This window comes from Akkermansia sp. N21169, from assembly GCF_029854675.1.
Classification (GTDB): Bacteria; Verrucomicrobiota; Verrucomicrobiia; order Verrucomicrobiales; family Akkermansiaceae; genus Akkermansia.
The window spans coordinates 181,303-205,493 of the sequence record NZ_JARWNC010000037.1 but is presented as its reverse complement, the minus strand read 5'-3'; the positions used below and the strand labels follow the sequence as shown (position 1 = coordinate 205,493).

Genomic DNA, 24,191 nt, shown 5'->3' with positions numbered 1-24,191 from the left:
CCAGGGAACCGCCTGTGAGGAAGACTTTGTTGGCGAGGGTTTTTCCGTTGACGTCCAAGGCGCCGGTGCCCGACACGTCAATGTCGCTGTTCCCCAGGGCCGTGTTCGACCCGGCGCGCAGCGTGCCGCCCGAGACCGAGACGGCGCCGGTAAAGGCGGAATCTCCGGTGTTAGCGCCAGAAATGGTCACATCGCCTCCCGTGACGGAGAAGGAGCCATTGCCGGACAGATCGGAGGCATTCATGTTGCCTTGGAGGGTCAGCGAAGCTCCGGCACCAACAAGCAGTTTGCCGTTGAAGTCGGCGTTGTTGCCCGACAGGGTCAGTTTGCGGTTCTCTGCGACTTCGACCGTTCCGCTTCCTCCGTCGTAGCCGGAGAGTGTGTTCCCGTACAGATACCCCGTTTCCTTGATCGTGTCGAAAACGAGTGTGGCGTTTTCCGCAATGGAGATACCGGTGGCATTCAACGTTGCATCGGCATTGCTCAGAATCAATCTGCCTTCATGAATCTCAATCGTTTTGTCGATGGAGTACTTCCCGGCAATGTTCATCGTGCCGGCTCCCTGCTTGATCAGGGTACGGGTGACAGCTTCCTGACCGGCCATAATGAAATCACCGGAAACAAGCAGGTCATTGGCGGCGGCGCCATCTGCAACCTTGAAGACGTTGTCATTTTGGCGAAGCGTGACTTGCGTCGAAATGACGGATTCCTTGTCGGATGCCAGGGTTTCCAATCCCGTCGTCGTACCGTAGAAGTCAATACGGGAACCGTCAACGCCGGAAATTGTCCCACCCTGCAGGGTGATGGCAAGGTCTTTCAATGTCTGGTTGTTTGAGGTCGTCAGCTTGATTTCGCCGTTTTCCCTGACAGCCAGGCTTGATATTCTGCTTGCGGCATCGTCTCCGTAGCCGGTGAGGTCTCCCGCATCAAGGGAGAGAATACCGTTGACTACGTCAATGCCGCCCTTGACCGCAGCGGCACCGTTGTTTCCGCCGCCTGTAATCGAGACAGTTCCGCCGGATACGGTTTGGGTGCCGATCGTCAGGGAACCGGAGATGCGTCCTGCTCCGTTCAATGTTAATTTACCGTCGCCGAGTTTTGTCACATGGCCCTTGTTGGCAACAGATGTTCCGAATAGGACGTTGTCATCGGAACCGGCAACGTTGAGTGAAACGTGGGAATCATCACTCCATGTGAGGCGGGACGACACATCCTGCGCATTGCCGGTCAGCCAGGTCAACGTCGCTCCTTCGTTCAAGGTAATTTTTCCTGTTCCCAGGGCACCGTTGATGAACTTCAGTTCGCTGCCGGTTACGCTGATCTCACCGTCCCATCCGGCATTGACCAGGTTCATTGTCAGGCTTCCGCCTTTCAGCGACAGGGAACCGCTCCCGGAAATGGTCCCGTCCGTTTCGGCATTGAAGGTATAGTCCCCTCCCGTCACTTCCATGGAACGGGGCTTGACCGTTCCCTTGATCAATACCGTTTTCTCGGCGGCAGTATCGGTAAAGACGACTTTGTCGTTGCTGTAGAACTGATTGTCGTCGCTTCCTTCGGCGATCCAGGGAGTCAGGCCGCCCTTTGTCTGCCACGTATTGCCGTCGGAATCCCCGGCCCATGTCAGCGTGACGTCTGTCTTGTCGTAAACGAGCTGGAGCAGATTGTCGGCTCCCAGACGATAGTCGATTTTGTCGCGGGAATCCTCGTCGATCGACATCCCGGTGATGGAAATCCTGGACTTATCCAACCCACCGGTCAGCGTGAACATATTGTAGGTATAGCTCCCGGAGCCTCGGGAAGCCAATGCGGAAATATCGAAGACAACACCTGATCCAAGAGTGATGCTGCCGCCGTCCGAAACGGCATATTGCAGCGTGTCCGTATCATCCAGGACGACGATGCTGCCGCCGTCCAATGACAACGTCCCCGTCAACGAGCCATTGGAGGCCGATGTCGTCGTCAAGGTGGAACCGGCGATCAACGACGGGAAACTCAATTTGCCGCCGTCAAGATTGAACCGGGTACCCGAACCCACCACGGGAAGAGTCGTCCCTTCTTCTGCTCCGGCAACCGCTTTGCCATTTACCGTCAGCTGTCCGTCCTGCGCCGTGAAGGTACCGTTGAACGCGGTCAAATCGCCATCAAAGATCTGGGTCCCCGTTCCCGTTTTGACCAAATTCACACCTGCCTCAATACTGCCGGCATAGGTCATGTTATCCGTTCCATTGTAATGGACAATCAATGAGGCGGAATCCAATCCCGATTTGTTCACGATCCCGGAATTAAATGCCGAAGTCAAACCGGCAATGGTCGTTTCGGCAACACCCAGGGCAAGCCTGGTGCCATCATGATCGAGAGAAATCACAGCATTTTGAGCTGCAAATTCATGACCCAAAACAAGATAAAGTACTTTATGAATATTGCCTCCCGTAACTCCTCCATCCCCATTACTCAGGTGAATTGTTCCCGTAAAACGATTGCTTTCAATAGCATCGGCACCGTTGATTTCCAATCTATTTTGATCATTAGGAGAGCTATCCGAAGCGCCTGCTTGCCGTTCGACAAGAAGATTTCCGGCACCATTCAATTGGGAAAGAATCAGAGGCTTGCCCCAGTTATTCAAGTTGATCTTCGCCTGATCCCCTTCCTCAGCCGTCTGCTCAATCGTCAATCCGCGATTGATCCTATTGTTGGCGGCACCCATCGTCATGGTGCCTCCTTCCTGAAGGGTAAAGGCTGTATCAATGTTATTCAGACGATTATCTCCACCTGCTTCATCCGGAAGAGTGATCACAAGAGTAGCACCGGAAGAAACAACCGCTCGTTCACCCAGTCTAAACACCGTATCCAAAGGCATGGAAGCATGATCATTCGTCGTATTCTGCCAGGTTAATGTACCGGACAGAACATTGACCGTTTCCACGTCAATGTCCGTATCGACAAGTTTCAGTGTCGTACTGGACTCGATCGTCCCCAATCCGTTTCCGACAATATTGCCTTTAAAGGCAAAATCAGCATTCATGGTCGTACCGCCGAACACAAGCTTGCTTCCGTCCTGAAGAGTCACGACGGCATTGTCTCCGCCGAGGGTCTTGTTATTGTCGCCCGTAGCCGTCAAGGTCGCTCCCGATTCAATAGTGATACCTCCTTGATAATTACCGTTGGCACCGGTCAGGATCACTTCCCCTTTCCCCGCAATCGTCAAGTTAGCCGTACCGGCAACGCCCGTCAGGCCGCCGCTGATCGTAATCGTCCCCACCCCTCCCAGATAACCGTCGTAATCGGAACCTTGGGCTGTTGTGTCCGGTGTATATTTGTCCGTATTAAGCGTGACGGAACCTCCGATAGTCATTGCCTTGACTCCTGTCCAGGAATCCACGGTATTCAGAATACCCAGTGTTCCTCCATTGAGATTCAATGTGAAATTGGCATCATTGTCCGTTTTAATACCATCTCCACCGATATTGATTGTGCCGCCTTCGTTGAGGATGACGGATACTCCCGCTCCTGAGTCTCTTTTGTATGCCAGATACAAGCCTTTAATATTCAGAATGCCACCTTCGTTAACGTTGAGCTTTGCCTGGTCTTTTGTTGCGGTAACCCCGCTGAAATGAGCCGACAGAACATTCATTACCCCCGATAAGTTAATAACGGAAGGCCTGCCCCAGTGTCCTACGATAAGAGCCCCTGTTCCACTTGTTCCGTCGCTAGTGCCAGTGATATTGAACACGTTGCCGGGCTTGATATTCATGGTTGTGTTCGTGGAACTCCCATCACCACCGAGAAACCTGATGGTATTTAGAACACCTGTGCTTCCGCTATCATCTCCTAAAGTAAAGGAAGTCTCATTGCCTCTTAAGTTCAGGTTTTCCAGCGTCAGGGAAGAACCATTCTTCAGAACCAAATTGGTATTTGCCGTTTGGTTGAATCCTTTCTCTGCAATGATTTCAGCTTTTTCATCATTACCATTCCCTAAAGTCAACGTCGTACCATTAAAGTTCAGACTCGCCAATGTTGTCGTCCCCGACTGAATGATCGTATTTTTGGATACAACGAGTGAACCGGATCCCGTAATACTCCCTATCGTAGACGCCGTATTCAACGTCAGTGTTCCCGCCCCAAGAAGGGAAAGCTGTCCCGCTTCGAGACTACCGGCAGTCTCACCATCATTGATTGCATAAGCGTCGGAAGAGGTAAAAGTCAGAGAATCCGCAGAAAGAGCCGCTCCGTTCAGGATGATTTCATCCGTCGTCGCCTCATCGGCATCACCGTTGATCAGAAGGGAATTCATCGAATATTCCGACTGGGACAGGGTAACGGAACCTCCATTGCGGTAATAGTATTTGTCGGCACCGGACTCACTCTCATTCACCAAAAGGTCAATTTCGGAGAAGGAGACATTATTCCCTGTATAACCGCTTGCCGTATACAACTTGTTGCCGGCGGATACCGTCAAGGAACCTCGAAGAACATCCAAAGACGTCCCCGTAGCAGTCAGGGAAAACTGACTGAGATCATCGGTATTGGACAGATCGATCCGCAGAAAATCACCTGTCGTTCCGATGCTAAAATTCCCCAAATCAAGAGTTCCCGCCGAGGAATTCAAATCCATGCCGATCATTCCAGCACCCGTTACCGTCGTCGAAGCGAATGCCGATGCAGTTCCCGTGACAACAATTTGCCCTCCGGCAGTCAGAGATAGAGTCAAAGATGATGAATCGGCCGAGAGCAAATTCACTTTCACTCCCGTCGTTAAATTCCCCTGGCTCATGGACAGATTGACTCCATCAGCGGAAGAACTTCCCGAAAGGGTCAAATTGGAGGCGGTATTGTCGGCAACAGTAATCGTTCCGGTGAAAGCGCTCAAATCTCCCGACAGAACATGCTCCACTCCTCCGGCAAGGTCTAGACTGAGGTTTCCGCCTATTTTTCCGGCGTAATTGGCAATTCCCTTGACGGTCAGAGTATAGGGAGTTTCGTTCGTTAAATTAGGGAGAACTTCAATTCTGGCTGTTGCCTGTGGCGATTCCAAACCGGTGACAATAACATTATCCGCCCCAAGGAAAAGGCCGGAAAACGTACCTTGCAATGATATCTTGGCTTTTTGTGCCGCAAGTTGATGATTAAGCGACAAATAAGTATATTTAGTTCCGTCGTTTGGACTATTGACGACGATTTCTCCCGTAAACCGATTGGTTTCATTATCATCAACTCCATCAATGGCGAAGGTTGATTGACTAAAGAGACCTGGGTCGTTGTTATACCCATTTAATCTTTGAATGGTCAGTGTACCGGAACCATTCAACTTGGATGTCGCAATCCCTCTCATGTAACCAGGAACTTTGATGGTAGCGGAATCATCTGTAACACCTTGGGTCTCTACAATCGTAATCCCATTCGTATAAGTAGCATTAAACTTATTGCCATTGACTACACCATGAGACAATGTCCCCCCCTCGGAAAGATTGATGGTTGTCCCAATGAGGCGAGATGCAGCCTTGTCATCAGGAAGACGCATATTTAAAGAAGCTCCCTTCGCGATATGAAGGACCATGCCATCCATACCAAGGGTGAGAATTTGCTCTAAAGGCACGTTCATGCTGCTGTAATCGAAAACAGATTCTCCTGCTCCTTTCAAAGTCAATGCCCCACCGAAATTGTCTAAAAGCGTATGTACTTCGGGAAGAGTATCTTTGTTAAATCCCATGGCTGTCGCCAAAACAAGTTCACCATTCCCTGAAAGGGATGTTACATTCAGAGTATCAAGGGGACTCTGATAGAGGAATACGGATCCCCCCTGTTCAATAGAGAGTGAGCCAGTCGTAAGAGTCCCCCCATTTGCAACACTTACGGAACCACCCGATGAAACAGTCACTGATTGGGCATCGAAAGTAGCAGTATTTCCTATCCATATATTGCTTTCATTCCGTACTGTCGTATCTCCCGAAACATTGAGAGTACCTCCCGTTACATCCACAGAAAGAGGAAGATACGATAAATCCGAAATCTCGTATGTGCCTGAACCCGATAAGACCAGGGTACCACTTGAAGTAACGGTGGTTCCATCAAACTTGATCGTGCTTGCCTGCCCCGTCACAAACGCGGCCGGTCCCGTCATATTAAGCGTTCCTCCGGAAAGAATCAATTTCCCGGATTGAAGGATAACGCCGTCCGATACGACCGTCCCGGACAAAGTCAATGTCGATCCGCCTGCGTCCGCCTTGAGAACGGCTCCATTCCCCGCTCCACCCCAGGCAAGAGTACCGGCTGTACCATCCGTCTCAGACCATAGAGCATCGGACCACGCCCCACCCGTGGAATCAAGCGTCCGATACAAATAGGTTCCCTCATATGTATCGACAACCTGTATCCCCGCAATCGTCCCTCGCCCAGAGCTAAGTACATTAGAAATGGAAATGTTGCCCCCGATAATGTCATCGACCTGCAAGACATTGATTCCCAATGTCAAAGTTCCTTGATTGGCGCTGCGATTTCCCCAAGCTTCGGTTCCCTCGGCCATTGCTCCGTCTTTATAAGTCCAGTTGGTTCCATTGACATTCATGGCGGTGAATTTTCCTCCGTCGCCGGACATGATTAAGTAGAGTGTCGAGGACAAATAAGGAACTCCGGCTATGGACACGGAGTAGGAATTCCCTGCCGATGCATCAATATAGCTTGAGAGAAGCTTGTCTGTCTGAGTTGTCGTCCGACCGGGATGCCAGTCATTGACCGCCCGAGTCGATGTGACGGTAATTCCGCTCATCTCCTGCCCCAGATTATTTAGAGTCACACCGTAAGCTTTGTTGGCTTCCGTCGGTGAAATATTATTCCAGTATTTCGCTGCTGTTTCCACTCCTTCCATGCCTACCAAGTCGTCACCGCTCAAAGTAGCACCTCCAATGGAATAAAAATTGATACTGAAACCATTGGCAGTGTCAGCAGAGAGAGAAACATGGGAATAGCAAGCCATAACGGCCGCAGCCAGCAGGAGAGGTAGTCTGAGTTTCATCGCAAAAGAGAATACGGTAATATTTTTCTCTTTCGTAGCAGTTTGGTAATCCGTTGTCAAGGCCAAATTTCTCTCAGAAAATAGCCTCAATGTATGTTTCTACAATAAGTGTTTATTCTTCTTGTTATTGTATTATTAACTATTTATAATAAGCGACTTATTGTTACTCATAACGGATTACCAAACCGCTTCAACAAAGTCGGCATAATGAGGGTTAATTAACTGTAATTTTTCCCCACATCCACCAAATAATTAATCATAACAAACTTATAATCAGTAAAATGAAATCAATTGCAGATTATGACAATATTCCTTATTAGCCTAGGCAAGTACTGTTGCCTGCTTCGGTGAGTGAAATGTTGCAAGAATTGACGAAGAAAGGTCTTGTGGAAGAGGATGTAACCCAACCGGAAAGAACTGCTGTGATACAAGGAAAACGGGTGAAGTTTTTGTCAGATGTTGTTTTTTTGCATTGATAATCCGGGCGGAATGGGGTTTGTAGAGGGGCGTATGTCTGAACACAAGGAGCGAAAAACTCTCGACGAACGCAATCAAGCATCCGATTTGGAACGGCTGCGCCATTCGTGCGCGCACGTGCTGGCCCAGGCTATCAGCCATATCTGGCCCGAGGCTCAATTGGCCGCCGGCCCCTCGGTCGACAACGGTTTCTACTACGATGTGGAGCTGGACCACCGGATCAGTACGGAAGATTTTGAAATGATCGAGGCCGAGATGAAGAAAATCGTCAAAGCCAACTATCCCTTTGAACGCCAGACAATTACTCGTGAAGAAGCGATGCGCATGGCAATGTCGGGTGAACTCGGCTCCTGCGGCTCCCGTGATGTGTGCTCGCAGTTCAAATTGGATTTGTTGAACGACATCCCCGAAGGCGAGGAGATTTCCCTGTATCGCAACGGCGATTTTGTTGATCTGTGCGCCGGCCCCCATGTCGGGCGTACGGGCAATTGCAAGGCGTTCAAGATTATGAGTGTTGCCAGCGCTTTCTACAAGGGGGACAAGAGCCGTCCCATGCTGCAGCGTGTGTACGGGACGTGTTTCCCGAACAGGACCCAGCTTGACGAACATCTTCAGCGTCTCGAGGAAGCCAAGCGCCGCGATCATCGCCGCATTGGACGCGAAATGGGAATTTTCGCCATTGACGAAGCCGTCGGGCAGGGGTTGATCCTCTGGAAACCGAAGGGGGCTCTGATCCGCCGTTCCCTTCAGGATTTCATTACCGAAGAACTCGATAAGCTGGAGTACTCGCAGGTCTATACGCCCAATATCGGCAAACTGGATCTGTACCGGACCTCCGGCCACTTCCCATATTATAAAGACAGTCAATATGCCCCCATCCCGGAACGGGACATGATGCAGAAGTTGTGCGAGGAAGGGGCTTCCTGCGCGGAACTTTTCAACGGATTGAGCGACGGAACGCTGGAAGGCTACATGCTCAAGCCGATGAACTGTCCGCATCACATCAAAATTTATGCCAGCGATGCCCATTCCTATCGCGATCTTCCCGTGAGACTGGCCGAGTTCGGCACCGTGTACCGCTGGGAGCAGAGCGGGGAGCTGGGAGGCATGACGCGTGTCCGCGGATTTACGCAGGACGATGCCCACATTTTCTGCACGCCCGACCAGCTTGCCCATGAAATCCAGCAGTGCCTCGGCATCGTCAAGACGATCTTCAGTACGTTGAACATGACGGACTACCGCGTCCGCATCTCCCTCCGCGACCCGGACAGTACGAAGTACGTCGGTTCTCCGGAAAACTGGGACAAAGCCGAAGAAGCATTGCGCGAAGCCGCCAAGTGGCTGGGTGCCAGCTATACGGAAGAACCGGGAGAAGCCGCCTTCTACGGTCCGAAGATTGATTTCATCGTCAAGGATGCCATTGGCCGCGAGTGGCAGCTTGGAACCGTCCAGGTGGATTACAATCTGCCGGAACGGTTTGACCTGACTTATACGGGATCGGACAACAAGCCTCACCGTCCGGTGATGGTGCACCGCGCTCCCTTCGGTTCCATGGAACGTTTTACGGGGTTGCTTATTGAACATTTTGAAGGAAAATTCCCGACATGGCTTGCTCCGGAACAGGTCCGAATTCTGCCTATTTCAGAGAAAGTACTGGAAAATGCAATATCTCTGAAGAAGCAGCTTGCTGCTGAAGGAGTTCGGGTTTCCCTTGATGAATCTCCGGACAAAATTGGAGCCAAGATTCGCAATGCCCAGTTGGACAAAGTGCCCTACATGGCCGTTATCGGCCACCGCGAAGCGGAAGAGGGTACTGTATCCGTTCGTCACCGTGATGCAGGAGACTTGGGATGTTACCCAACGGTGGAATTTGTTGACAAAGTGGCTTCTGAAGTCAAAAATAGGCTGATTAAGCCAGCGAATTGAGTTGCTTTTTCACACTTGATACTTTAAAGATCCTGACAACGTGCCAATCAAGCCATCCAATAATAATAGAGATAACCGTCGCCGTGATAATGGCGACCAGACCCGAGTCAATGAACGCATCCGTGCTCCTCGCGTCCGCGTGGTGAGTGCTTCCGGTGAACAGCTCGGTATTTTAAATACTCGTGAAGCTTTGGAAAAAGCCAAAATGCTGGGTCTCGACCTTGTCGAAGTTGCTTCCACTGCGGATCCTCCCGTGTGCCGACTTGTCGATTACGGCAGGTACAAGTACCAGCAGGCCAAACTCCAGAAGAACAACAAGAGCAAGATCGTCCGCATGAAGGAAGTGAAGCTCCGTATCGGTACGGATACCAATGACTATAACGTCAAGATGGCACGCACGGAGGACTTTCTGGATCACGGTCACAAGGTACGCTTCCAGCTCCGCTTCCGCGGTCGTGAGAATGCCCACCATGAATTGGGCTTCGACATGATGCAACGCGTTATTGACGATCTAAAGACGATGGGTCAGGTAGATCAGGCTCCCCGCTTGGCGGGCAATACCATGAATATGGTACTGGCTCCGTTGCCTGCCGCTCAGCGCGTCAAGAAGTTTAGAGCGCACCTCGACGAAGGTTTCGATTCGGAATCGGAAGAATTCGATGCCGCCGACGATGAATAAGAGGGTTTTCTAAACACCAGTTTTCAACCAACCTAACAGCCTGCCCTGCATCATGTGGGGCAGGCTGTTGGCATGAATGGATACAGGAATCAGCGGCAATTGGGACTTAGGGATTCGGATGTTCATCGTGAACTTCGGGTATGCTGCCGGGGAAGGATTGCATCCAGGGCGTGTATTCGGCAGGGATGGGAGCTTCGAGTTCGACTCTTTTCCCGGTACGCGGATGGTCGAAACCGAGCCTCCAGGCGTGGAGCATGAGGCGGCCCGGTCGGGCTTTTTGGCGTTTGGGGTTGGAGTAGATGGGATCGCCGATGAGAGGGTGGCCCAAGTGCAGCATGTGGACGCGGATCTGGTGCGTGCGTCCGGTGTGGAGGGTACAAAGGACGAGGGATGATTCGGTGGCGGGATCGGTACAGAGCACTTCCCAGTCCGTGATGGCCGGCTTGCCTGTGCCGGGATTGACGACAGCCATTTTCAGACGATTGACCGGGTGGCGGCCGATGTGGGTGAAGACGGTGCCGGTGCGTTCCTTCGGGCACCCTTGGACGACGGCGAGGTAGAGTTTTTGGGTGGTGCGTTCGGAAAACTGTGTGGTGAGGGATTGATGGGCATTGTCGTTTTTGGCGACAACGAGGCAGCCGGATGTATCTTTATCAAGCCTGTGGACGATTCCGGGGCGTTCGATGCCACCGATGCCCGATAGGTCGCCGCAGTGGTGGAGCAGGGCGTTGACCACGGTACCGTCCGGGTTGCCTGCGGCCGGATGGACAACCATGCCGCTTTCCTTGTTGATAACGACGACGTCGGCATCTTCGTAAAGAATGTGGAGAGGTATGTCCTGGGGCTGGGCTTCAGCGGGTTCGGGTTCGGGGATGTTGACGTCGATGGTGTCTCCACGTTCAACGGGAGTTTTGGCCTTGGCGGGTTTTCCGTTGAGTGTGATGTCCCCGCTTTTGATGAGGCTCTGGATGCGGGAGCGGGAGAGGTCGGGAAGGAGTCCGACGAGGTATTGATCCAGCCGGGTTTTCCCGTCGGCATCGTCCGTGGTGAAAATCATGATGGAAAGCGTATCGGGGGGGGGAGATTAGGCAATGGGGGCGGAATAACGGGAGGGGGGAATGTCAAGATCGGAACAGGGGAGTCCGAAACGCTCCGAAAGCAGGCGGCCCAGGGCACGGACTCCAAATGTTTCCGTGGCGTAGTGGCCTCCGAAGATGAGGTTGACGCCCAGTTCTTCCGCCATCGGGATGTTCCAGTGGGCTCCCTCGCCGGTGATGTAGGTCTGCGCTCCTTCGAGGACGGCTTCTTCCAGATCTCCCCCGGCTCCGCCGGAACAAACGATGATGTCGCCCGGGGTGTCATGGGGAAGGTGAAGGTAGGATTCGACGGGAGCGTTGACGGCTTGTGCTACGGCAGCGGCCAATTCGGCGGCGGTGCCGGGGAAAGTTCCACGGATGCCCATATCGTGTCCCTTGGAGGGCAAAGCCCCTCCTGTGATGGATATTCCGCATGCCTTGGCCAGCAGGACATTGTTGCCGAGGGTGGGGTGGATGTCGAGCGGGAGGTGGACGGAATAAACGGCGAGGTTGTGATCCATGGCGAGCTGGAGTTTGCGTTTCCAGGCTCCCGTGACAGGCCGGAGCCCCGACCAGTACAGTCCATGGTGGACAATCAGCAGGTCGGCGCCATGATCGACGGCTTCCCGCATGGCGCGTTCGGAGGCATCGACAGCGGTGGCGATGCTGGATATTTCTCCTGCATTTTCGATTTGCAATCCGTTGAATGCATTCGGGTAGTCTTGAATTTCGCCGAGTTTGAGCTCGTCGTTCAGGAAGGAGACGATGGTCTGCAAGGGGCAAATCATGATGCGGGAAGAATAGGGTAGTCCGAGCCCGAATTCAAGAGAACACGTCGCACTGTACCTTCTTCGGGTTCCGGTATGTCATGGTGAGACGGAGAAATGCGTTTTTCTTGCACCTCCGGGGCAAGCCTCCTTGACGCTTGCCATTGGCGGAGGTAGGTTGTCGGTAGCAGAAATTTATGAAAGACCAGATCACACGTATTGAGAGCGAAGCCTTGGCTGTCATTGCCGCGGTGGCCGACATGCGCGGATTGGAAGACGCCCGCGTCGCCATCCTCGGCAAAAAGGGGACGCTGACCCTGGCCCAGTCCGGAATGAAAGATGTCCCCAAGGAAGACAAACCGGCCGTGGGGCAGATGTTGAACGATGCCCGCAGAACGATCACGAATGCCTTGGAGGAAAAGCAGACTGCTCTCCAGAAGCAGGCCGATGCAGCCGAAGTGGCGGGGGTGGATGTGACTCTTCCTTCCCGCAAACTTGAGAAAGGCGGCCTGCATCCCTTGAGCATGATCCGCGATGAAGCGGTAGGCATCCTGCGTCGCATGGGGTTTTCCGTGGCGGAAGGTCCGGAAATCGAAGACGAATTCCACTGTTTCGATGCCTTGAATACTCCTGCGGACCACCCGGCTCGCAATGAGAAGGACTCGTTCTACTTTGATTCCGGCAAGCTCCTGCGCCCCCATACTTCTTCCGTGCAAATCCGTGCGATGGAACGCCTGACTCCTCCGGTACGCATCATTGCTCCCGGTTCCGCCTACCGTCGCGACGAAATTGATGCTACTCACTTATCCGCTTTCAGTCAGTTGGAAGGCTTGTATGTAGACCGCGACGTGAGTGTAGGAGATTTGAAAGGTACGTTGGAATACCTGCTGAAGGCTCTTTTCGGGCAGGAGACGGAAGTCCGTTTCCGGCCTCACTTCTTCCCGTTTACGGAACCGAGCTTCGAAATCGACGTGAAACTTCAGGCTACCGGACAAGCTCCCCGCTGGATTGAGATTGCCGGTTGCGGCATGGTGGATCCTGCTGTGTTTGCTGCGGTAGACAAGGAACGCGGTGTCCCCATGTATGAGGGGCTGACCGGTTTTGCCTTCGGTATCGGCCTGGAACGCCTGGCTATGATCCGCTGGGGCATCAAGGACATTCGTGCCTTGATTGAGAATGACGTGCGTTTCTTGTCCCAGTTCCAATAATTCCATCCTATTACCCCTTTTTTTACCAATATGAAGATTTCCCTCAACTGGCTTTCCGAATACCTTGACCTGGACGGGCTGTGCGTGAACGAAATGTCCGACATGCTCACCTTCGCGGGTATTGAAGTGGAAGATATCCACCAACAGGGTGTTGATTCACCCCTCGTCGTTGTTGCCCAGGTTGTTGCTGCGGAACAGCATCCCCAGGCGGATCGTCTCAAGGTCTGTAAAGTGGATGTCGGCGATGGAGGCCCTCTCCGTCAAATTGTCTGCGGAGCCCAGAATTACAAGGTGGGCGACAAGGTGCCTTGCTCTCTGCCGGGAGCTATCCTGCCCGGAGGCATTGAGATCAAGACGGGCAAATTGCGCGGGATCGATTCCTGCGGGATGCTTTGTTCCGCCTCGGAACTCGGTCTTCCGGACAAGGAACACGGACTCTGGATTTTACCGCAGGATCTCAAACTCGGGACTCCGATTTCCGAGATTGTCAAGGCAGACACGATTGTGGAAGTGGAAGTGACGCCCAATCGTCCGGATTTGCTCTCTCACTGGGGCATGGCCCGTGAATTGTCCGCCATTACAGGACGTGCGCTGAAGAAGGATCCCTCTTGCAAGCGCGCCACCTGTGCCGCTGGCAGCCTTATTACGCTGGAAGCTCCTGAAGTTTGTCCTTTTTACACGGTGGTGAGGATTGATGGGGTGAAGGTACAGGAGAGTCCGGAATGGATGAAGGAACACCTGGCCGCCATCGGTCTCCGGCCGATCAACAACATTGTCGATATTACCAACTTCGTACTTCATGAACTGGGGTCTCCCCTGCATGCGTTCGATGCGGACAAGATCCAGGGAGGCCTGGTTATCCGATCTGCCCGCAACGGGGAAGAATTCCTGGCTTTGGATGGCGTTACGTATGCATTGAATGAATCCGACCTTGTCATTGCCGACCAATCCGGTCAGGCCAAATGCCTGGCGGGAGTTATGGGGGGGGAAGAGAGCGGCGTTTCCGACGGTACGACTTCTATTTTGCTGGAGGCGGCCTGGTTCCTTCCTTCGAGTGTTCGAGCTACGTCCCGCCGTCTGGGGTTGAGCTCCGATTCTTCCTACCGTTTTGAACGCGGTACTTCACCGTGGAATGTATTGCGGACCTCCGGTCGCGCGGTGGAATTGATCCTTGAGCTGGCGGGCGGCACGGCCAGTCCGGCGCATGTTGCGGGTAAAGCTCCGTCCATGTATCCGGGCGACGATGTGACCGGCCGCAAGAATGCAACATTCTCCGAACAGGGGACGGAGGTTTCCGTGACACACCTTCTGCATACCGTCAAGCTCGATTGGAAACAGCTCGACCAAATTAGCGGCGGTGTCATTCCCCATGAACGGGGAGCCGCCATTCTGAAAGGACTTGGTCTCGAATCTCCCGATAACGACGGTATTTGGGTCATTCCTCCGTGGCGTCTGGATCTGGGCCGTCCCTGCGACCTGCTGGAAGAAATCGTCCGTGTTTACGGTATTGATAACATTCCTTCCCGTTACTCCGGTCCCTTCTCGGAAGAATCCGCCTGCGACAAAGCTCACAATTATCAGATGCAATTGCGTTACAAGCTGGCAGCACTGGGCTTTTACGAAACTCAGACGATCAAGCTGATTGCTTCGGAAGCCGGTGACAATACAATTGCCCAGGTGAAGGATGCTCTTCCGATCCGTCCCTTGTTCGACGGGGATTTGATCCGTGTCTCGTTGCCACTTAGCGAAGATCATGCCGTGATGCGCCCGGCACACACCCCCGGTTTGATCGCCGCCGCCGTTCGTAACTCCAACCAGGGGGCAGAATCTCTGCGGTTCTTTGAAATCGGTCGTGTTTTCCGCAATACCGGCGGAGGCAAGGGCAAGGATATCGAGCAGGATACTCTCGGTATTCTGATCTCCGGTTCACGCGAAGCTTCGTCCTGGAGGAATCCTCGTCCGGAAACCGCCTCTTTTGAAGATTTGCTGGCTGTTCTGGAAGCTCTGGCTCCTTCCCATACCTGGACGGCTGTTCCCGCCAAGCCTCGCGACATGGCGGCCTATGGAGCCGACGTCCAGATCGATGGCAAGCCCTGTGGCTACATGGCCAGATTGTCCCTTTCCCGATGCCGGGAACTGGGGTTGGACCGCCCCATGTATGTGGCGGAACTGGATCTCCGCAAGCTTCAGGAAATCGCGACGTCATCCGTCAAGGCAGCCGATTTGCCCCAGTTTCCCGGGTCGTCACGCGACGCAGCTATGGAAGTGCCCGCTACGACAAAGAACTCCGATATCGAGAAGGCCATTGGATCAGCCCGGCAGAAGCTGTTGGTAGACCATTCCTGTTTCGATGTGTTCTCCGACCCGTCCGGTGTGAAGTTGCTGTCCGATCGCAAATCCATTGCCTACACGTTCCTCTACAGGGCTGCCGACCGCACTCTGACGGCAGCTGAGGTGGATGCGGCACACAAGGCTCTTCTGGAACACCTTGCCAAACAAATCAAGGGATTGAATTTCAGATAAACACTTTCATCGCCGGCATATGAAACCGGCTTTTCCCGCAAAGGGGCTGCCTTGCAGGATGGTTTCTTCGGAAACTGGCGTGAGGACAGCCTCTTTCTTTTTGTCTCCGAATGAAAAATTCTCGGGGCGCTTTATTCTCCAGGAGGAAAGGGTGTCGTGGAAGCGTAAATTTCGAAGTCTTTGATGCGCCCGTTGGTGGAATGCTGGCGAGGCAGGTAACGGAAACCGGACAAGGTGTGTTCCTTCCCCAGATCAAGGACGATCATGTGTGGATAGCAGGGGGCGAGTCCGTTCCACTGGGTATGCCAGTGTGTGTTGGGCTGACCGTCCATGATTTTGTCGGCCTCGGCGGATTCCCCGACGGTTTCATGGGAGTCCGCATAGACGATGGACCACGGGGCGCGATTGATGAAACCACCTCCAGCATCAATCAGATTCAATTCGGCAATGGCGGCGTAAGGAAGATCCTTGTGGGAGGAAAGAGCTTTAAAAGCAATGTATCTGGCTGTTACCAGTGAACTGAACAGGATTTCCTGTTCTTCACTGCCTGGAGAAAACGTGCCCTGATAGATGCGTTGGCTGCGGGACGGTGTGACGGGCTTGCCCTCGCAGGAAGACTCGGCCATCGATGGGTCGCGCCGGACTTGGTAGAGGGGCTCTTTATTGCCCTTGACGGAACCGAAGCCTCCGTCAAGTTCCAGAACAACGATTTCATTGTCTCCCTGCTTCAGGAAGGACGCGGGGCAATAAAGGGTTTGTTGAGAGCCGATGAACCAGTAACGGCCCAGATTGTGACCGTTGACCCAGACGACACCTTTTTTCCAACCTTTGTACATATTGATATAAGTATCCTTGGGAGATTCGGTCTTGAAGTGAGACCGATGGAAGACGGGTTGGTCACCCGCAGGCGCTTTGTCGGAAAACCGGAGTTGCCGGATGGCTTCGGTAGGGCAAGGAAGGGAGTAAATTTCAAAGTTTTTTACTTCTTTATCATTCCATGTGACAGGTGCGGCGATTCCTTTACGTTCTGTCAGCATGGGTCGGCCATAGTTGATGCGTCCCATGTTTTCGACGAGGATGTCGAGCGTATGTTCTCCATCCGGAACGGAGAGCTGGCAGGAGTTTTGTTTGAAGCGCCTATCGAGGATGGCAATCTGTTTGCCGTCGATGTAGATGGAGGCGCGATCCTGCATGTGTGGGAAATTGAGCTGGCCTTCACCGGGGCCTTTGACTTTGGTACGGTAGAGGATAAAACCGTAGTTTTGTCCGACGTCTTCCATAGATTGGGGCTGTTGGGAAGCAATCGCCGTGGGAAGGTTGTCGAACATACCGGCTTTTTCCGTGAATACGACTTCGGGGAGGTCCATCATAACGGGTTGCGCCGGGGGATCGGGAAGTTTGAACGATTCTCCGTAATATTTCTGGATAATGTCCCGGATTTTAAAGAAGCGTTCCGTGAGGAAACCGTTTTCCGCAATAGGTGCTCCGTAGTCGTAATTAGTGACTTCGGGGGCGTATGTTTCCGTCATATTGGCTCCGTTCATGAATCCGAAGGTGGTTCCCCCGTGGGCCATGTAGATGTTGGGGGATGTATTTTTATCCAGCATCCATTGGAGGTCTCTTTCAAACTCGGAGGTGTCGGCGTCGAAGTATTTCGGTTTACCCCATGTGTCGAACCATCCTGCCCAGAATTCGCTGTTCATCTGAGGAGTTTTTCCTTTGACCTTCCGGACAATATTAAAGGCATTGTCTGCACCGTGTAGGAACGTGACGGAAGCGAGGACATCGGGTAGGGAACCGTATTTGAGGCTCCATTCGACAGAGGTATCCGAGGTAAAAGGGATGATGTCTGGGAGATTTTTTTTGACGGTTTCAAGATGTTTTTCCAGATAGGATTTATCGGAACCGAACGAGCCGTATTCGTTTTCGATCTGTACCATGATTACGGGGCCTCCTTGCGTGATCTGGAGCGGAGCGAGCATGGAAGTGACCTTATCCAAGTAGTTCATTGCCGGGGAGAGATAGGCAGGATCGCTGGAACGGAGGGCTGCGGCAGGTGTTTTCAGAAGCCATGCCGGAAGTCCTCCCAGTTCCCATTCTCCGCAAATGTAGGGGCCGGGACGGACGATTACCCAGAGGCCTTCACTGCGGGCTTCCTTGATGAATTCGATAAAGTCGAGATTTCCCGAGAAGTCCCATTGTCCGGGGTGTTGTTCGTGGGCATTCCAGAATATGTAGGTACTAATGGTGTTGATGCCCATGGCTTTCATGCGCTGGAGGCGGTCTTTCCAGTACATGCGGGGGACACGCGGATAGTGGAGTTCCCCGGAGATTATTTTGACGGGTTTACCGTCCATGAGGAAGTTTTCCTCGTCCATCGAGAATGTATGAGGCTGCCCGTCGTTAGAGGGCGGCATGGGCATGGGGGCAGCCCATCCCGTGTGGATGGATAATAGCAAAATGAAGAAAAGAATGAATTTCATGATAATACCTCCCCTTATGTTCCCAAACATATTACGGGGAAAAATTTCGGAATCTTGCAGGTATTGTTCCATGGGATGGGGGAATGTGTGTTTACCGTCGGATGGTTTGGGGGGAACGGTTGCGCTCTCTGATCATCTGAAGGTTTTCCGGGGACAGGGAACAGGGATCGGGCGCGACGCGGTGGCCGGGCTCGATTTCCAGAGGAGTGAGGTTGAGACCGATCGTGTCCGCGTAGCCGGGATGGTTGATGCGATGGCCGAAGGCCGAGCCCAAAGGTGGATCAATGGGGGAGGGAACATCGCCGGGCAGAGGTTCGTGTTCATTCCTATGAAGGGGATCAGGTTCGGGAATCGCGGAGAGGAGGGCTTTGGTGTAGGCGTGGCGCGGGTTTTTGTAGATTGTTTCAGCATCGGCTTCTTCCACGATTTTACCAAGGTACATGACGGCGACGCGGTCAGAGACGTGTTTGACGACGGCGAGGTCATGCGCGATGAAGAGGTAGGAGAGTTTGCGCTCTTCCTGAAGTTCCAGAAGGAGGTTGAGGACCTGCGACTGGATGGAGACGTCGAGGGCGGAGACGGGTTCGTCGAGGATGATCAGACTGGGGTTGAGCGTTAGAGCCCGGGCGATGCCGATGCGTTGCCGCTGTCCCCCGGAGAATTCGAACGGGAAGCGGTCGATGGCGCTGGCAGGCAGGCCGACGCGATCCAGCAGCCCCAGCACCCATTCCCGGCGCTGGATGGCTGAACCGAGTCCGTGGATGACGTAGGGTTCGGCAATGATCTGGCCGATGGAGAGGCGCTGGTTGAGGGATTCCGCCGGATCCTGGAAGACCATCTGAATGTGGGAACGCAGGGGGCGCATTCTGCGTTGGGAGATTTTCGAGATATCCTGTCCTCGGAAGTAGATGTGGCCGGATGTAGGGGCAAGGAGGCGAATCAGGCATTTACCCATGGTGGATTTGCCACAGCCGGATTCTCCGACAAGTCCGAGCGTTTCTCCCTGCCGGATGGTCAGGGAAACGTCGTCAACTGCTTTGACCCACCCGGCGCGGCGCATGAAGACGCCTTTGCGGATGGGAAAGTACATTTTGAGGTTTTTGGCTTCCAGAAGTGGTTCAGACATGGATGAGAAAACTAGTGGGATGTAGGCGAAAGGGGGAGAGTATTAGCGGAAACTCCGGCAGCGGGGGCAGTCTTCCACCCAGTGACCGGGTGCGACTTCTATCAGACGGGGGCGTTCCGTCAGTTCTTCCACAGGGATACCCATGCGTTGGCAGAAGCGGCAGCCATTGACATATTCGCTGATAGGGGCTACCTGGCCGGGGATGGTGGGCAGGTAACTCTTGGGAACTGAGGTCAGGCGCGGGATGGATTCCAAGAGACTGCGGGTGTAGGCGTGCATGGGATTGGCAAAGAGTTCCCGGACGGGAGCACGTTCCACAACGCGTCCGGCGTACATGACGACGACAGAGTCGCAGGATTGGGCGATAACTCCGAGGTCGTGGGTGATGAGGATGGATGAAGCGTTCATTTCTTCCCTCAGTTCCTGGAGAAGGTTGAGAATTTGAGCCTGAACAGTGACGTCAAGAGCCGTTGTAGGTTCGTCGGCAATGATGAGGTTGGGGTGACACGCCAGAGCGATGGCGACGACGACTCTCTGTCTCATGCCGCCGGACATTTGATGGGGAAATTCATCGACTCGCGATTCCGGGGCGGGAATACGTACTTTGCGAAGTAGTTCAATGGCTGCCTGGCGGGCCTCTCTGGCGTTGAAACCACGGTGGAGCATCAGGGACTCTCCGATCTGTTTGCCGATGGTGTGAACGGGGTTGAGAGCTGTCATAGGCTCCTGAAAGATGACTCCGATATCTTTGCCCCGGATTGAATACATGTCATCGACGGAGGCAGTGACGAGATCCTGTCCTTTGAAGATAATTTTACCGCCGACGATTTTGCCCATGGGCTGAGGCAGGAGGCGGATGATGGACATGGCGGTGACACTTTTGCCGCAACCGGATTCTCCGACAATGCCGACGCATGAACTACGGGGAACATCAAAGCAGACACCGTCCACAGCTCGGAGCAGGCCGGCTTCCGTGTCGAATGCCGTACTGAGGTTGCGGACTTCGAGGAGGTTTTCAACAATCATGGCTTGTCTGGTTGGCTGGGGGGTGATGCGGGGGGAACCTGAGGAACTGGCACGGCTTCCGGTACTGCCGGGACGGAGGGAAGGGCATTGTCCTCCGTATTTCTTTCGGCATCGGGGAGGCTGGTTTGATAGCGGTATTGGTCGTACACGGCATCGACTTCTGGAAACGTGATGCCTTTGTGTTTGGCATTGAGGGTTTCTTTCTCCAAGTCTTCGTCAACCCAGTAGAGATGGCTTTCCGTGGGTTCGAAAATGAGGGGATAGCAAAACTGGGTCGTTTTGCTATTGGGCCAGCGGACCCACCTCCAGTAGCAAAGACGGGCGAATTCCGTGGTCCATCCCGGTACCCAGAGTCCTTCGTCGTGGACCATGCGCTGGATAGCATGGGCGTTTTGTTCCAGTTCAGCTTCGGTATGGACGTGTTTCTCCGCATCGAGCAGGCGATCCATTTCCGGGTTGGCGTATGAGTTGATGTTGTTGGTGTAAGGGATTGTATTGCCTTTTGTATCATAGGCATAGAACGAATGGAAGCACTGTGCCAGGGTGGGATGCGGAGGCGTAAATCCCCAGGCCATGAAACATGCTTGGTGGCGTTTTTCCATAAGCTTGCGGAAGTTGACCATGGAGTCCAGGGGATCGAGTTGGAGATCCAATCCGCATTTACGTGCATCTTCCTTGAGCTGGCTCATGATAGTGGCCAAGGAGGTGGAGGCGTTAGGGAAGGTGACTTCGGCCGTCAGGCGCGTACCGTCCGGTTTGCGGAGGATACCGTCGGGGCAGGTGATGGTGAAACCGGCGGCGGAGAAGTATTGGCGCGCTTTTTCAGGGGAGAATTCGCGGGCTTTGATCGATGCGTCAGTGTACCTGCCGTAGCCGGAGGCGATGGAACCGAGCCTCTGGTAGTCGCCGCGGAAGTTGATATCGATGATTTTCTGAATATTGAGTGCGTGGTGGAATCCGAGGCGGATGTTTTTATCGTTGAACGGAGGACGGGCCGTGTTGAGGAAAATGCCGAAGGGTGGCCTCGGATAGATGGTGAAGAAGGTGGCGCGCTGGATGTAGCCGTTGTGGACTTCGGGGATTTCCATGCGTTCGTGCCAAAGTTCCGGCTTGTTCATGAACATGATGTCGAGTTCACCGATGCGGAAGAGTTCCAGAGCCTTGGATTCTTCCGCGATGAAATTGTACACGATGCGGTCGACATTGAAGGTATTTTTTGTGTACTTTTTATCGCGAGCCCACCAATTGTCGACCCTCTTGAGGGTAATCTGGCGCCCGCGGATCATGTCCTCCGGACTGATGGTGTAGGCACCTGTCGTGGGTGGGACGCGCCACTGGTATTTTTCTACGTAGTTGGGACCGAATTCGCTGTAGAAATGAGGTGGTGCCGGGGTGAATATCGTGCAATAAAATGGCAGGAGAGGACGAGCTTCCGGGAGGGTGACGGCGATGATGTCGTCACCATAGAGCGTGACGTGGGAGACTTCCTCTTTGTACATGGTTTCGTAGAGAATGTCCTTGGTATAATCCGAGGTCCGCACGAACATGTTGACGATGAAGTCGATAGCTCTTACCTTGGCTCCGTCGGAATAGGAAGCGGCGGGATCGAGGTGGAAATAGACCGTCCGTCCGTCTGTCCCGACTGCCCAACGGTCCGAGAGGGAGGGAATGACCCGGCCGGTTGCAGGATGGATGTTGATCAAGCCCATGTCGATTTCATCGTAGAGCCTGCCGCGGAAGGAATTGTTGCTGTTGGGCCCGATCGGACGGAAGGTGTCCGGAAACGAACCTGCTTCCCACAAGCGGATGGAACCTCCTTTTTTGGCGTTCGGATCGCCGATTTCAGGTTCGTCCATGCCGTCTTCCCAGACGAGTTCCGTGGGGAGCTCTTCCCCTTTCCGTATTCGGATGAAGTCGCCTTCCGACAGGCGTTGCCTCATGATCTCCAATTGAGAAGTTTTGGCGACGAGACGGCTTTGAATGGATTCCCTTTCCTTGGTGTCCTGGGTGTGGAAGTAGGTGTTACGGAGTGAGTTGACTTCTTTTTCGAGCGATTCTACTTCTGTACGGAGCCATTTATCGACTTTCTTGTTCCATCGGGGGATGAATGTGTCGAATCCATGCGGCATGGTTCCTTCCGGGAGAGTAGAATGCCAGCCGACGCCCCGGGAACGGGAGTTGTCGGTGCAGCCCGACAACAGAAACAAAGCGGTCAGGGATATCAGCAACAGGCGAATGGTAAGGGAGATTTGAACCATGGAGGGGGACGGCGTTTCCTTTATTTGTAGGTGGTGAATTTCTTTGGGTCGAAGGCTTCCCTGATGGCTTCTCCGATGAAGGTGACGAGCAGGAGAATACTGACCAGGGCAACGAAAGCGGAGGTAACGACCCAGGGAGCGGACAGGTTGGAAAGTCCGTCGTTGAGGAGCCGGCCCCAGCTGGCATACGTATCCGGCAAGCCGAAACCGAGGTAGTCCAGAGATGCAAGAGCCAGGATCAGGGCCGAAACACTGAAAGGTACGAGTGTGACGAGGATGGCGACCAGGTTGGGGAGGATGTGGATGAAGAGGATGCGGGCAGTGGAGGCTCCGAGCACGCGGGCGGCAGAGACGTAGTCCCGCGATTTTTCCTTCATCGTGGAGGTACGGAGTTGATAGGTCATTTCCATCCATCCGAACATGATGAGCAGACCGAGAATGAGGAACATGCCTTTCATTTCCAACGGCACCATGTCTGAGATGATCATGATGATGAAGAGGAAGGGGACTTGGGAGAGGATTTCGATCAGGCGTTGGAATGTGATGTCGAATTTGCCTCCAAAGTATCCCATGAGCATGCCGAAGGTAATGCCGATGAAATAGACGAAGGGCAGGTAGAACAATGCCGCTTTGATGTTGACCTGGAGACCTCCGTAGAGGTAGGCGAGGATATCCGCTCCCTGAGTGTTGGTACCGAGGAGGTGTCCGCTCTTCAAGGGAGGAGCGGGATGGTAGTAAATCATGTAGATTTTGCCGGGGTCGCTTCCTTTCAGAAATTCTTCCCTGGTCCCGGGACCCGTGTATTGTTCCGAGACGAGTTTATTGTTTTCGTAGGTGGCGGAATAGACTTCACTTCTGTCGGGCAGCCAGCCAATGGTGCCTTTTTCCAATTTTCCCTGACGGTAGCAGTAGCGGATGTGGGGCAGGGCTTCTTCTTCGTTGTAAAGGCGGGCGGCGAGACCGGAGTACGGTTTGTGAGTGTCGGGATTCAGAACGAGGCCGTCCGGGGAAATTTCCAAGAGTTCCGTGGCAGGGTTGGCGGAGTCTCCCGTGGGATCGTAGGGAACAAGGGGCATGATGACGCACGAAGGTCGTCCAGTCTGGCCGGATTCGCGTTTCAGCTTACGGTAGTCGGCTTCGGCTTCGGCACTGTCGCCGTTCTCTCCGAAGGTAGCTCCGTTGTACGGTGAACGGACGAGTGCCGGGAAATAGGGATGACCGTCGTAAAGAACAAAAAGTGCTCGTTTGCCGACGAGGCACTGGTCCATGCAAGCCAGGAGAACCATGGTGACGAGGATCATCAACGAGATGTGACCGCGGCGGATTGTTTTGAAACGGGCTAGCCGCCGGGCGGTGATGGGAGTGGGCTGGAAACGGTGCTTCGGCTGGCGGTAAAGCCAGAGGCCGATGAGGAACAGGACAAGCGAACAGACCCATCCGAACCACAGGAAGCTGCCTTGGTACAGGAAGGGATTGGCACTGTCCGGCATACCGCAGTGCCATTGCAGGATGGACATCTCCCGGGCAACGGTGAAAGGCCAGCTTAGTGTAGGGATCAGAAGCCCGAAGTATTCTCCCACTGCGGAGAGAATGGCACAGGCGATGAGGATGAAGGCAATCTTGCGAACCATGG

The 24,191-nt window shown here is 53.6% G+C and carries 12 protein-coding genes; 4 read left to right on the top strand and 8 right to left on the bottom strand.

From position 1 onward, the window contains the following. A partial coding sequence (locus QET40_RS06525; protein WP_280126371.1) for a hypothetical protein occupies positions 1-7,009 on the bottom strand: 7,009 nt, incomplete at its 3' end. A 510-nt stretch (positions 7,010-7,519) separates the two neighbouring features. On the opposite strand from QET40_RS06525, the gene thrS reads away from it, so the two are divergent. Continuing rightward, positions 7,520-9,412 (top strand): threonine--tRNA ligase, encoded by a 1,893-nt coding sequence (gene thrS, locus QET40_RS06520; protein ID WP_280126370.1) that lies wholly within the window; start codon positions 7,520-7,522, stop codon positions 9,410-9,412. 40 nt (positions 9,413-9,452) lie between these two features. Then, on the top strand, positions 9,453-10,091 hold the full coding sequence (infC, locus tag QET40_RS06515) for a translation initiation factor IF-3 (RefSeq protein WP_280126369.1): 639 nt from the start codon (positions 9,453-9,455) through the stop codon (positions 10,089-10,091). Positions 10,092-10,197: 106 nt separating this feature from the next. On the opposite strand, the gene QET40_RS06510 is transcribed toward infC, so the two are convergent. Together QET40_RS06510 and QET40_RS06505 are read right to left on the bottom strand one after the other, a co-directional pair. Next, complete coding sequence (locus QET40_RS06510; RefSeq protein WP_280126368.1) at positions 10,198-11,148, bottom strand: RluA family pseudouridine synthase; 951 nt, start codon at positions 11,146-11,148, stop codon at positions 10,198-10,200. A 27-nt stretch (positions 11,149-11,175) separates the two neighbouring features. Further along, entirely contained in the window at positions 11,176-11,955 is a 780-nt protein-coding gene (locus QET40_RS06505) for a Nif3-like dinuclear metal center hexameric protein (RefSeq protein ID WP_280126367.1), read from the bottom strand. A gap of 176 nt (positions 11,956-12,131) precedes the next feature. On the opposite strand from QET40_RS06505, the gene pheS reads away from it, so the two are divergent. Together pheS and pheT are read left to right on the top strand one after the other, a co-directional pair. Further along, positions 12,132-13,142 (top strand): phenylalanine--tRNA ligase subunit alpha, encoded by a 1,011-nt coding sequence (gene pheS, locus QET40_RS06500; RefSeq protein WP_280126366.1) that lies wholly within the window; start codon positions 12,132-12,134, stop codon positions 13,140-13,142. A 30-nt stretch (positions 13,143-13,172) separates the two neighbouring features. Beyond that, entirely contained in the window at positions 13,173-15,665 is a 2,493-nt protein-coding gene (gene pheT / locus QET40_RS06495) for a phenylalanine--tRNA ligase subunit beta (RefSeq protein WP_280126365.1), read from the top strand. 131 nt (positions 15,666-15,796) lie between these two features. On the opposite strand, the gene QET40_RS06490 is transcribed toward pheT, so the two are convergent. From QET40_RS06490 to QET40_RS06470, 5 genes are all read right to left on the bottom strand, one after another. Then, entirely contained in the window at positions 15,797-18,148 is a 2,352-nt protein-coding gene (locus QET40_RS06490) for a beta-galactosidase (RefSeq protein ID WP_280126364.1), read from the bottom strand. A gap of 91 nt (positions 18,149-18,239) precedes the next feature. Beyond that, a complete protein-coding gene (locus QET40_RS06485; protein WP_280126363.1) occupies positions 18,240-19,274 on the bottom strand; it encodes an oligopeptide/dipeptide ABC transporter ATP-binding protein in 1,035 nt (344 codons plus the stop codon). A 42-nt stretch (positions 19,275-19,316) separates the two neighbouring features. Next, positions 19,317-20,300: an ABC transporter ATP-binding protein gene (locus tag QET40_RS06480; RefSeq protein ID WP_280126362.1), complete on the bottom strand. Its 984-nt coding sequence runs from the start codon at positions 20,298-20,300 to the stop codon at positions 19,317-19,319. Then, positions 20,297-22,558: an extracellular solute-binding protein gene (locus QET40_RS06475; protein ID WP_280126361.1), complete on the bottom strand. Its 2,262-nt coding sequence runs from the start codon at positions 22,556-22,558 to the stop codon at positions 20,297-20,299. The genes QET40_RS06480 and QET40_RS06475 overlap by 4 nt, the downstream gene beginning before the upstream one ends. Before the next feature lie 20 nt (positions 22,559-22,578). Next, positions 22,579-24,189, bottom strand: a complete 1,611-nt coding sequence (locus QET40_RS06470; protein WP_280126360.1) for an ABC transporter permease subunit — start codon at positions 24,187-24,189, stop codon at positions 22,579-22,581. Positions 24,190-24,191: the final 2 nt, after the last annotated feature.